The 11,486-nt window shown below is 70.2% G+C and carries 14 protein-coding genes; 9 read left to right on the plus strand and 5 right to left on the minus strand.

What is annotated here, in order from left to right:
* The 7 genes from Q1B24_RS21515 to Q1B24_RS21545 all read left to right on the plus strand — a co-directional run.
* Positions 1-639: MMPL family transporter (locus tag Q1B24_RS21515; RefSeq protein WP_299932902.1), on the plus strand; the 639-nt coding region annotated here is incomplete at its 5' end.
* A gap of 32 nt (positions 640-671) precedes the next feature.
* On the plus strand, positions 672-2,252 hold the full coding sequence (locus tag Q1B24_RS21520) for an MFS transporter (RefSeq protein ID WP_299932905.1): 1,581 nt from the start codon (positions 672-674) through the stop codon (positions 2,250-2,252).
* Positions 2,252-2,863, plus strand: coding sequence for a class I SAM-dependent methyltransferase (locus tag Q1B24_RS21525; RefSeq protein ID WP_299932908.1), 612 nt, complete (start codon positions 2,252-2,254; stop codon positions 2,861-2,863). The genes Q1B24_RS21520 and Q1B24_RS21525 overlap by 1 nt, the downstream gene beginning before the upstream one ends.
* 211 nt (positions 2,864-3,074) lie before the next feature.
* Positions 3,075-4,325 (plus strand): cytochrome P450, encoded by a 1,251-nt coding sequence (locus Q1B24_RS21530; RefSeq protein ID WP_299932912.1) that lies wholly within the window; start codon positions 3,075-3,077, stop codon positions 4,323-4,325.
* Between the two features lie 126 nt (positions 4,326-4,451).
* Complete coding sequence (locus Q1B24_RS21535) at positions 4,452-4,850, plus strand: metalloregulator ArsR/SmtB family transcription factor (RefSeq protein ID WP_299932915.1); 399 nt, start codon at positions 4,452-4,454, stop codon at positions 4,848-4,850.
* A gap of 77 nt (positions 4,851-4,927) precedes the next feature.
* A complete protein-coding gene (locus tag Q1B24_RS21540; RefSeq protein WP_299932918.1) occupies positions 4,928-5,443 on the plus strand; it encodes a cation transporter in 516 nt (171 codons plus the stop codon).
* Positions 5,444-5,465: 22 nt separating this feature from the next.
* Entirely contained in the window at positions 5,466-5,642 is a 177-nt protein-coding gene (locus Q1B24_RS21545) for a hypothetical protein (RefSeq protein WP_299932921.1), read from the plus strand.
* A gap of 5 nt (positions 5,643-5,647) precedes the next feature.
* On the opposite strand, the gene Q1B24_RS21550 is transcribed toward Q1B24_RS21545, so the two are convergent.
* Genes Q1B24_RS21550 through merA form a run of 3 tightly spaced genes read right to left on the minus strand, consistent with a single transcriptional unit; the run spans position 5,648 to position 8,165 of the window.
* A complete protein-coding gene (locus Q1B24_RS21550) occupies positions 5,648-5,947 on the minus strand; it encodes a hypothetical protein (RefSeq protein ID WP_299932924.1) in 300 nt (99 codons plus the stop codon).
* A gap of 4 nt (positions 5,948-5,951) precedes the next feature.
* The gene (gene merB, locus Q1B24_RS21555) at positions 5,952-6,605 is read right to left on the minus strand and encodes an organomercurial lyase (RefSeq protein WP_299932927.1); all 654 of its coding nucleotides are present in this window, start codon (positions 6,603-6,605) and stop codon (positions 5,952-5,954) included.
* Positions 6,606-6,620: 15 nt separating this feature from the next.
* Positions 6,621-8,165, minus strand: a complete 1,545-nt coding sequence (merA, locus tag Q1B24_RS21560; RefSeq protein WP_299932930.1) for a mercury(II) reductase — start codon at positions 8,163-8,165, stop codon at positions 6,621-6,623.
* Here merA and Q1B24_RS21565 point away from each other — a divergent pair.
* Positions 8,128-8,517, plus strand: coding sequence for a heavy metal-responsive transcriptional regulator (locus Q1B24_RS21565; RefSeq protein WP_299932933.1), 390 nt, complete (start codon positions 8,128-8,130; stop codon positions 8,515-8,517). The genes merA and Q1B24_RS21565 overlap by 38 nt on opposite strands.
* Before the next feature lie 6 nt (positions 8,518-8,523).
* Here Q1B24_RS21565 and Q1B24_RS21570 read toward each other — a convergent pair whose 3' ends face one another.
* Positions 8,524-8,919 carry a hypothetical protein gene (locus Q1B24_RS21570; RefSeq protein WP_299932936.1) on the minus strand — a complete coding sequence of 132 codons (396 nt, stop codon included), beginning with the start codon at positions 8,917-8,919 and terminating at the stop codon, positions 8,524-8,526.
* 193 nt (positions 8,920-9,112) lie between these two features.
* Positions 9,113-9,772 carry a hypothetical protein gene (locus Q1B24_RS21575; RefSeq protein ID WP_299932939.1) on the minus strand — a complete coding sequence of 220 codons (660 nt, stop codon included), beginning with the start codon at positions 9,770-9,772 and terminating at the stop codon, positions 9,113-9,115.
* Between the two features lie 330 nt (positions 9,773-10,102).
* Here Q1B24_RS21575 and Q1B24_RS21580 point away from each other — a divergent pair, with 330 nt between their 5' ends.
* Positions 10,103-11,413 carry a LuxR family transcriptional regulator gene (locus tag Q1B24_RS21580; protein ID WP_299932942.1) on the plus strand — a complete coding sequence of 437 codons (1,311 nt, stop codon included), beginning with the start codon at positions 10,103-10,105 and terminating at the stop codon, positions 11,411-11,413.
* Positions 11,414-11,486: the final 73 nt, after the last annotated feature.

Here is an 11,486-nt window from a genome sequence, read left to right on the forward strand (position 1 = left end):
AGCCGTCGTCTACCGCGGCGGAGTCGTCCTGCGCGCCATCACGATCTGGCTTCGCCAATAGGGAGACACGCCCTAGGCGTGATCGCGCTGTCGACCTTCGTCCTGCTGTTCCTGTTCACCGGGTCGCTGCTGATCCCGGTGAAGGCGATCGTGACCAGCCTGCTCAGCCTCAGCGCCACCTTCGGGGCCCTGGTCTATGTGTTCCAGGAGGGGCACCTGCGCTGGCTGGTCGGCGACTTCACCCCGACCGGCACCCTGGAGACCACGTTGCCGGTGCTGGTGTTCTGTATCGCCTTCGGCCTGTCGATGGACTACGAGGTCTTCCTGCTGTCCAGGATCACCGAGGCCCACCGCACCGGCGCCACCACCACCGAAGCGGTGGCCCAAGGACTGCAGCGCACCGGCGGACTGATCACCGCCGCGGCCGCCATTCTGGTCACCGTCTTCCTGGCCCTCGCCGCCTCGAATCTCACCGCCCTGAAGGTGATCGGCGTCGGGTTGACGCTGGCCGTGGTCCTCGACGCCACCATCGTCCGCGGCCTGTTGGTGCCCGCGATCATGCGGCTGGCCGGTGAGGCCAACTGGTGGGCCCCCGCGCCGCTACGACGGCTCTACAACCGGTTGGGCCTCACCGACTGACTGGACTCCGCCACACGGAAAGGAGAAGGATCATGGCGACTGCGTACGACGACCCGCGGCGCTGGTGGGCGCTGGCCGCGCTCGGCCTGGCCGTGCTGACCCTCGGGTTCGACATCACCATCATGAACGTTGCCCTGCCGACCATCGCCACCGAGCTGGAGGTCGGCACCGATGGCCTGCAGTGGATGGTCAACGCCTATGTCCTGGTCATCGCCGGCCTGATGCTCAGCTGCGGGGCCATGGGCGACCGGTACGGCCGCAAACGGCTGCTCCTCATCGGTCTCGGCCTGTTCGGGGTCTCCTCGGCTATCGCCGCCGGGGTCGACTCGGCCGCCCTGGTGATCGCCGCACGCGGCGTGATGGGACTGGGAGCAGCCATCATCATGCCGGTCGCCTTCGCGGTCCTCGCCGCGCTCTTCGGTCCCGCCGAGCGCGGCAAGGCGGTCTCGCTGCTGGTGATGGGGCTCGGCATCGGTATCCCGCTCGGGCCGATCATCGGCGGCTACCTGCTCGAGCACTTCTGGTGGGGCTCGATCTTCCTGATCAACGTCCCGATCGCGATCATCGGCGCCATCGCCATCGCGGTCCTGCTCCCTGAGTCGCGCGACCCAACGCCACGCCGCCCCGACTTGCTGGGGGCGGTGCTGTCCACGGCCGGGCTCACCTCGCTGGTCTACGGGGTGATCGAGGCCCCCAGTCGCGGCTGGTCCGATTCGGTCACGATCGGGGCGATCAGTGCCGGAGTGCTGGTGCTGGCGGGCTTCGTGGCTTGGGAGCTACGCGTCCGCGACCCGATGATCGATCTGCACCTGTTCACCCGGCCCCAGTTCCTGTGGGCCAGCATCGCCGGCGTCCTCGTGACCTTCGGCATGCTCGGTTTGCTGTTCGTCGTGCCGCAGTACCTGCAGTTCGTCGCCGGTCACGACGCCCTCGGCACCGGATTGCGGCTGCTCCCGCTGATCGGCGGCCTGGTCGTCGGCGCCCCGGCCGGAGAGCGGCTCGCCGCGCGCGCCGGCTACCGGGTGCCCGTCTCGGCCGGCTTGGCGATCCTGGCTGCCGGAGTGGCCATTGGCGCGCTCACCGACCTCCGGTCCAGCTATGCGTTAGTCGCAACTTGGCTCGCCACGGCCGGACTCGGGATCGGGATGGCGCTCGCGCCGGCCATGGACGCGGTGCTCGACGCGCTGCCGACCGAGCAAGCCGGGAGCGGTACCGCGATCACCATGACCCTGCGCCAGACCGGCGGCGCCCTCGGCGTCGCCCTGCTCGGCAGCCTCCTCGCCGAGGGCTACGCCAGTCGGGTGAACACCGCCGGCTTGCCGGCCGAGGAGGCGGCCGCCGCCCGCGAATCCATCGCCGGAGCCCTCGCCACCTCCACCCGCCTCGGCGACCCCGCGCTCGCGTCCAGCGCGACAAGCGCCTACCTGCACGGCATGACCCTGGTGCTGATCGCCACCGCGATCACCGCCGGGCTCAGCGCCGTGCTCACCGCGCTGCTCCTACCCGGCAGCCCCACCGCCGGGAGCCCCTCCGCCGGGAGCCCCTCCGCCGGCAGCCCTGAGCGTCACTCCCCACAAGCCAGCACCGTCCCCGAGGATCGGAGCACCGACTGATGCTGATGAACAGAGTGGAGACCCTCCTGGTCACCAGCCCCGCCAACCGAGCCTTCCAGCGCTGCGTCGAGGCCCCGATGCTACGCCGGCTCGGCGGCCGCACCCCCGGAGCACACGCGTTGGAGATCGGCTGCGGCTCCGGCTACGGCACCAAGCTCATCATCGACCAGTTCGGCGCCGCCACCGTGGACGCCGTCGACCTCGACCCCGCGATGGTGACCCGGGCCCGCCGCCGGCTGCGCCGGTATGCCGACCAGGTCCGCGTCGTGCAGGGCAGCGCCGACGACCTGCAGGCAGCGTTGGGCGCACGTGACGCAGGCTACGACGCCGTGTTCGACTTCGGAATCATCCACCACATCACCAACTGGCGTGATGCCGTGGCCGAGGTCGCCTGGGTCCTGCGCCCCGGCGGCCGGTTCTTCTTCCTCGAGGTCACCGCCGCCGCGCTCGCTCGGCCCAGCTACCGACGGCTTCTCGACCACCCGACCGAGGACCGGTTCACCGCCGGGCAGTTCCTCGCCGAGCTTACCGACCACGGACTCGATCCTGCCGACAACTGGCGTACCTACGTCGGCAGCGACTATCTCGCCGGCGTCGCCCAGAAGTCATGACCAACGGAGACCTACCAATGCCCGAGCCGGGTGGTCACCCGACTGCGTATCGCGGCCGGGAGGCTGGATTCCCCTCCGGAGACCTACCGCTGCCAGCGCACACTCCAGCGCCCACAACTGCGCGAGCACAAACCGATGACCGACCGAGTGCCGGACTCGTCACCGGTGACTGTGACTACCGTCGAGCCACGCCACGAGAAGGGACCATCTGATGACATTCTCCGACCTCAAGACCGCCGACAGCACGATCGCACTCCTTCGGGGCCCGTACCGCTACATTTCCCGCCGGGCTGCCGACCTGGGTAAGGACGTCTTCGAGACACGACTACTCCTGCGGCAGACCACCTGCATGACTGGCGCCGAGGCCGCCGGTGTCTTCTACGACCCGGCCCGCTTCCAGCGGGCCGGAGCCGCCCCGCCACCACTGCAGAAGACCCTCTTCGGCCAGGGAGGCGTGCAGGGCCTCGACGGCGAGCACCACCGGAAGCGCAAGGCGATGTTCCTCCAGATCATTCAGCCTGACCGAGTCGAGGTTCTGGCAGAACTCGTGACCCAAAATTGGCGAAGGGCAGTCGGGTACTGGGCGGTCGCCGGACAGATCGACCTCTACCCGCAGCTCCAGCTGCTCCTGACCCGGGCAGTCTGCGAGTGGGCAGGGGTGCCGCTCCCGGAGGCCGAGGTCGAGAACCGCACTCGGCAGTTGACCGCGCTCTTCGACGACGCCGGCGACATCGGCCTGGGTCACCTGCGGTCCCGGGCAGCACGCAAGGCCGCAGAAGCATGGACTGCCGACGTCATCGAACGGATCCGCTCGGGCCGACTGGCAGTCCCCGACTGGTCCGCGGCCTCGGTCATCGCCCACCATCAGGAGCCCGACGGTCAGCCGATGGAACCTCGGGTCGCCGCGGTGGAGCTCCTCAACGTGCTACGCCCCACCGTCGCAACGGCGGTCTACATCACCTTCGTCGCGCATGCCCTCGAAGCGCACCCGACCTGGCGCGAACGCCTCGCCCAGGGCAACGGCGCCGAGGACCTGGCATTCATCGAGGAGGTACGGCGCACCTACCCGTTCTTCCCCGCCGCGGCCGCGATCGTGCGCGAGGAGTTCGAATGGCGAGGCCACCGCTTTCCCCGGGGCCGGCGCGTACTGCTGGACCTGTACGGCACCAACCACGACCCTCGAACGTGGGAGCAGCCCACGCGCTTCGATCCCGAACGATTTCTGCGCGAGAACCCCAACCCATTCGCGTTCGTGCCCCAAGGTGGCGGCGACCCCGCCGTGCACCATCGCTGCCCCGGCGAGCCCGTCGCCACCCGCCTCATCGCCACGGCACTCGACCAGCTGACCAGGCACCTGACCTACACCCCGGTGCCGCCGCTGGCCGCCGTGGACTACCGCCGGCTCCCCGCCCTGCCAAAGGGTGGCTATCGCATCCAGAGCATCTCCGCGCGGCGACACTGAACAGCCAGCCGCGTCAGCGCGGAGCGCTCCCCGAACCCGCAGGAGCCTGGACCTCACATGCCCGACGAGGACGTCAGCCGCGGTCGGTGCGCTGCTACTCCAACCCATTTGGCATATCATTGCTAGATGACGATGATAAGCACGGTTGGCGCGGCAACCGACGAGCATGATGAGCGGGCGGCGCTGGTACCGGCGGCGTGCCTGTTGCGGGCGCTGGGTGATCCCTCCCGGCTGGTGATCCTTCAGCAACTGACGATGGGGGAGCATCGGGTGGTGGACTTGATGGCCCACCTCGGGCTGGCGCAGTCGACGGTGTCGAAGCACCTGGCCTGCCTGCGCGGGTGCGGCTTGGTTGATTCTCGGCCGGTCGGACGCTCATCGGTCTTCGCGCTGACCGAGCCCGAGCTGGTGCTCCGTGTGCTCGGGGTCGTCGACGAGCTCCTCGCCGCCACCGGGGAGGCCGCCGTGCTGTGTTCGAACGCCGGCGAGCCTCGACCGGCTCCCCGTCGAGGAGCGGGGCGCTGATGGGTGCGGGGCACGGCCACGGGCACGCGAGTGCCTCGGGTCGTCACCGGTGGCGGCTGACGGTCGCCTTCGGGCTGGTGGCCGGCTTCTTCGGGGTGGAGCTCGGGTTCGGGCTGTGGTCTGGCTCGCTGGCGCCGCTGTCGGACGCGGGGCACATGTCCGCCGACGTGGTCGCCGTGGGCGCCGCCCTGGCCGCGACCAGGATCGCCACCCGCAAGGACACCACCGGCATGCGCACCTTCGGTTCCTACCGTGCCCTTGTGTTCGCCTCCGGTCTGGCGGTGCTGTTGATGCTCGGTGTGGCGGCGTACGTCTCGATCGCGGCGATCGGCCGGATCGGGGCCTCGGTCGAGGTCGAAAGCGGGGCGATGCTGATTGTCGGCGCGATCGGCCTGGCGGTGATCGTGGCCGGCGTGCTGGTCGCCCGGACGGGAAGCGCGTGGTGGGACACCGCCATCGCGTTCGCCATCGCGGTCTTCGTCGCCATCCGTGCCGTCATCTTGGGTCGCGAGGTGCTGGCGGTCCTAGGGCAGCATGCGCCGGCCGGCGTTGAGCCCGGGTCGAGGACGAGCCAGGCGGTATCGCGGGAGTGACCGACGTGGACGACCTGCACCTGTGGCCGCTGACCTCGGGCATGAACGTCGCGACGGCCCACCTGGTGGCGGCAAGCGCCGCCGACACGACCAGGTGCTCGCTGCGGCGCGTGACGTGCTGCGCGAGCGGTTCGGCGTGGAGCACGTCACCCTCCAGGTCGAAACTGACCCGGCCTCGTGCCACGAGATGTCCTGGTGACCCAGCTAGGGAAGAAACTTGTCCAGCCAGCGAAGAAGCGGCCCGATGACTCGTCGCTCATGGATCTGGCGGGACAGCACTTGATCGCGGATGGTTTGGGTGGCGCGGCGGATGTGGGCGACCGGGGTGGCGTGTGCGCCGAGCAGGGCCGCGCGCCGATGCAGGAACGTGGCGCAGTCGGCGCACACGGTCACTTCCGGGTGGGCACCGAGGCGCACCATTCGATCAGGCGGGTAGGGCTGGCCGCAGCACCAGCACCCATCGGTGTGGGGCTGGGTGTCGTCGGTGTCCGGGGCCGCGCTCACCTGGCTAGTTTCCCACCGAAGCGTCTGGCTGACGGGGCAGTCGGGCGAGGTCGGCCCACACCTGCCGTCCGGTCTCGGCGAGCTCGCCCGGGGGCGCGGCGGTTCCGGGCGGGTCGCCGGTCGTCTGGCGCCAGGTGGCCAGGTGGGCGTCGGTGCAGAACAGTTTGGCGTCGGGGCAGAAGTCGGCCTGGACGTTAATGCACGGCCCGCCGGGGAGCCATCCGACGACCGGGCTGTCCGAAGGCGGATTGCCTCCGGTGATGGTGATCCGGAGCCCTCCGCCGCACGTCGGGCAGCGGGTGTCGACGACCGCGTCGAGCTCGAGGGCGGCGGGGATGCCGATGCCGTCGAAGGCACACCACGTCCAGTACTCGTGGCCGTCCAGGAGCAGCTGGTGCCGGGCGGGTGTGACGGATAGGCCGCCGGCCGCGACGACCGCGCCCGAGTCGTCGCGGCTGATGGCGCCGCTAGCGGCCAGCCTGCTGAGCTCGGCCTCGACCTGTCCTTCGGTGAGGCCGACTTCGGTGGCCAGCATGGCTGCGGGAACGGGGGCCGCGGTGGCCAGCAGTCGCGTGAACGCGGCCCGGCGCACCCGAGCCGCATCGGCGTCACCGACCTCGAGCAGCCCCGAGGTCGGGGTCTGCGGCTCATCAGTCATCGCTCCGGGTTCCTCTCACGCGCAGCAGGAGGTGGGCATCTGGTCGCGGAACAGGCCGGCGGCCAGGCGCAGGCTCTCGGCCATCGTCAGGTAGGGCGCCCACGTGTTGGCGAGGTCGTCGACGGTCATCCGGGTCTTGATGGCGTAGGTGGCTGCCAACATGATCTCCCCAGCCCCGTCGGCGACCGCGTGCATGCCGAGCACCCGGCGGGTGTCGGTGTCGGCGACCAGCTTGACCGCACCCCGGGTGTCCCGGTTCACCAGCGCTCGCGGCACGTCGGCCAGGTCGAGCACCCGGCAGTCGCACGAGAACCCGGCCCCGAGTGCGGCGGCCTCGGTCAGGCCGGCGGAGGCGACCTGCGGACGGGTGAACGTCACCGCCGGAAGCCCGGTGTAGTCCACGATCCGCTGCCCTTCCGGCTCCAGTGCGTTCGCGGCGGCCACGTGCCCGGAGGCGGCGGCGACGTACACGTACTGCGGGGTGCCGGCTACGTCGCCGGCGGCGTGCACGCGGGGGTTTCCGGTGGCGTGGTGCTCGTCGACGACGACGAAGCCCCGGTCGTCGATGGCCACGCCGGCCGCGGGCAGGTTCAGTGCGGTGGTGTCCGGGCGGCGGCCGGTCGCGACCAGCACCCGCTGGGCCTCGACCCGGGCACCCGAGACTGTGGTCACGACCACGCCGCCCCCTAGGTTGGCGACGGTGACGGCGTGCTCCTCGATCATGGTGATGCCGTCATCGGCGAACACCCGGCGCATCACCGCCGCGAGCTCCGGTTCGGTGTGCGGCGCCAACCGGCCGACCACGGTGACCCGGGTACCCAGGTGCGCGAACAGCTGGGCCTGTTCCATCCCGACGTAGCCGCCACCGATGACCACCAGCGAGGCCGGCAGCTCGCGCAGCTCCATCGCGGTGGTCGAGGTCAGGTACTCCACCTGCTCAAGCCCGGTGATGCCATCGATGTGCGGCTGGGCTCCGGTGGCCACCACATAGCCGCGAGCGCGCAGCGGCCGACCGTCCACCTCCAGCGTCTCGGGGTCGCGGAACCGGGCCTCGCCTTCGACGATCTTGAACCCATGCGCGGCCGCGACGTCGGCGTACTTGGCCTGCCGCAGGAACGAGACCAGGCCGTCCTTCTGGTCCATCAGCGCCGCCAGGTCTACGTCGCCCGCGCCGGTGGGCACGCCGGGAAACGGGTTGGTCAGCGCGGCGTGTCTGGCGCCAGCAGCTGCCAGCAGCGCCTTGGACGGGACACAGCCGCGGTTCACGCAGGTTCCGCCCAGGATGCCGCGCTCGATGACGACGGCCGTGGCACCTCGCCGGCGGGCCTCGATCGCGGCCGCCATCGCCGCGCCGCCGGATCCAATGACCGCCAGGCCCACGTCGTAGCGGCCACGGGCCGTGCTGCTGGTGCCGGTGTGCTCGGTCAAGGTTCTCCTCACGAAACGCCGACTCAAGGGGGTACGGTGCTCATCCTGAACCTTCCAGCGCGGGGGAGGGTCAAGTGCCGTCGGAAGGGACATCATGCGAATCGGGGAGCTGGCCGAGGCGACCGGCACCACCGCCAAGACGCTGCGGTTCTACGAGGAGGCCGGCCTCCTGCCGCCCACCCACCGGGCCAGCAACGGTTACCGGGACTACGGACCCGACGCGGTGACCCGCCTGGACTTCATCCGCCGCGGCCGCGCCGCCGGTCTCACCTTGGCCCAGATCCGCGAGGTCATCGACATCCGCGACACCGGGCAGACGCCCTGCAGTCACGTGCACGCCCTGCTCACCATCCGACTGACCGACATCGACCGACAGATCGCCGATCTCCAAGGGCTTCGCGCCACCGTCGCCCGGCTGCGTGATGAAGCCGGACAGGCAAACCCGGCCGCATGCGACGCCGAGGACGTCTGCCGCTACCTGTGATCTCGGCTACGTCGGCGGCGGCCGAGTTCTGCCTGGCGTCGCGGCAGTCGCCTGACGGCGCGATCCGGAGATCTCCGCCCACGCCAGGGACACCAGCGCGACTCTCGCGAACCCGAACAGCCAGGGAATGGGGAGAGCGAGACCGATCCAGAAGACTGCCTCCACTGGCAGCAGTGCCAGGTTCAGTACCGCGCCGGCCTTGCGCATCTCCCACAGCAGCCAACCCGACACGACCGCAGCCAGTACCAGTCCGGAATACAGCAGGAGTAGCGCAACGACACGGTCGTCAGCGAACCGGGAGGACCAGGGACCGGCGTACATGTCGAACAGGCCCCACAGCGAGGGAAGTCTGCCCTGCTCGGTGAGGAAGATCGCGACAGGCACTGCCGGGACGCCGAACATGGCGGAGTATGCCCAGGTCACCAACGCTGCCCTCCGTGACCGGTTCATCGAGGTGCCTCCCTTCGCGCTTGCCTGCGGTGACACGCCCGGTCCGGCATTTGTGACTGAGCCTGAAGGCGCCGGGATGCAGAGTCCCATCCCGGCGCAGCGGAGGAGAGCGTTAGGCCGGAGGCGATACATGGCGAGCGCGTGGTCACGGCTGCCACTCATGCGTCAAGCCCTCGACGAGCAAGGCCAGGCCGAAGGCCATCGTCGCGGCGGCGTAGACACCGACAGCAACCGGAAGTGCCGCGGTGAACTGCAGCGGCATCATCGCGACCATCCAGACTCCGAGCACGAGCGGCGTGTATCGGCGCCAGCCAGCCCACACTCCCGAGCGTAGTGCCGCCGTGCCGGCCATGATCAGGCCGACCGCGGTGAGCAGCGTGCCGACGCCGAAGCACGACAGCACGGCGATGGAGATCGGGTCGTCGAAGGCGGCGTCGTAGGCGACCAGTGACAGCGCGTGCGCGACCACGTAGAGCACCGCGCCCACCACGGCGAGCCGCCCTCCAACCCGGCCGGCCCGGGTGGGCGCCGCTTCACTACGCGCGAAAGCCATGAGGCCGACCACGATCAGAACCTGGGTGCTACCCCAGATCAGCGACGTCGTGATCGCGGTCCCGCCGTCCCACGGGTAGGACAGCTGCTCGTCAGGGATCGGCGAGGCGTTGCGGTAGGCCGCCGTGATGAGGGCGCCGTCTCCCTGCACAGCACCAGCGATGAGGGTGAACAAGCCCGGGGCCAAGGCGGCGCGCAAGCCGCGGCGCAGCGGCCGGGTTGTCGTGGTTGGCTGCACGGAGTGGGTCGTCATGGTGGTCCTCCTGAGACGGCGCTGCTGATGCTGTCGACGCTAGGAAGACCCGCCATGGGCGCACATGAGGGGAACCACTCAAGTAGGCGCTCAACTAGGCAGCAGCCGCGGCTTCGTGAGCCCTACGGTGGTGGGCATGGAGGACCTCTCCGCGAGCGGCTCGGCTAGGCTCGTGAACAATACGCCGCGGGTGCCGTTGCCGACGCTGTGCGAAGTTGCGTTGCGGTCGTCGAGGGCTGCACCCAGACCACCGACCCGTCGCTCGTAGCGGCTGCGGCCACGTTGGTCCGCCGGCCAGTCGATCCCCTGCTGCGCGCGCGAGTGCACGCCTTGTCCAGCGAGGCGCTCGCGCTGCTACTCCGCGCCGGACCGGCAGGGCAGGAGGCGGCAGCCCGGGTCGCAGTCCAGGTCGAGGCGACCCGCGACATGTTTCGCGCCATCGAGCTGGTTGACGTCGAAGGAGGAACGGATGCGGAGGCCGAGTTCGTCGAGATCCAGGCGCGCGTCGCCGCTCTTCAGGACCCGCTACTCGCGGACGACCGGCTGGCGCTCGCACGCCGCGCCGTTGCGCTGGGCCTCACCCTCGGCGACAGGGAGATGCAGGCGTGGGGTCGGCTGTGGTCGATGGACGTTCACGCCGCCAACGGCCGACGCGTGGAGCTATTGGGCGGGCTAGCGGCACTGACGGTGCTGGCCGAGCAGTTGGGTCCGGCATGGCAGTCGCGGACGCTGTTGGTGCGGGCCTCACAGGCACTCGTGGATGGCCGATTCGACGATTGCGTCCGCCTTGCCGAGGAGGCTGCCCTGATCGGCGGCGAGCACAGCGACGAGGCGTTCCTGCGGCTGCCGTTCGCGTTCGAGGCTGCGCGCCATCAGGGCACGACGAAGCCCTTGCTCGACGCGGTGCGCGAGCAGGTCGAGCACCTCCCCTTCGTCGCACGCACCTGGCTGTGCGTGGCGTTCAAGAGTGCCGGCCTCCGCGCCGAGGCCGCGGACGAGTGGCGAGCGCTCGCAGCCCCTGTCGCGGCAGTGCCGGTGGAGGCGCCGGAGTTCTTGATGGCGATCGCAGACGGCGCAGACGTCTGCGCCTGGCTGGGTGACGAGGCCAACGCAGCGAAGCTGTACAGCATCCTCCTGCCGTACGAGCACCAGCACGTCGTCGCTCACGCCCACGCGCCCTACCAGGGTCCCGTGGGCCTGGCGCTTGGCCGCTTGGCTCGCGTGCTCGGCGACTTGACGGCGGCACACGAACATCTGCGGTCCACGTTGGCAAAGGTCGAGGAGGTCCACGCCCTCCCCTCGAAGGCGTACGTGCTCGCCGAGCTCGCCGCCCTCGAACCGACTCGCTCGCGCGCCCGCCGCGAGCACGCCCACACCGCCCTCGAACTCGCTCGGCGACTCGGCATGGCGCCGCTGGTCGACCAGCTCAACGCGCTGCTCGGGTCCGGCGAGGGAGACCCAGTGCTCACCCCACGCGAGGCAGAGGTTGCGGCGCTGGTCGCCCAGGGGATGAGCAATGCCGCGATCGCGCGGCACTTCACCTTGTCGGAGCGCACCATCGAGAACCACGTCAGCAGGATCCTGGCAAAGCTCGGTCTGGCCTCGCGCACCGCGCTGGCTGTGTGGCACGAGCGGCGCTAGGAGACTGCTGAACAAGGCGTCATCTGGGCGAGCGTGGCAGCGTGGGCTGGGGGCGGAATGATGCCAGGGGCGT

Source organism: uncultured Nocardioides sp. (assembly GCF_947488025.1).
GTDB lineage: Bacteria > Actinomycetota > Actinomycetes > Propionibacteriales > Nocardioidaceae > Nocardioides.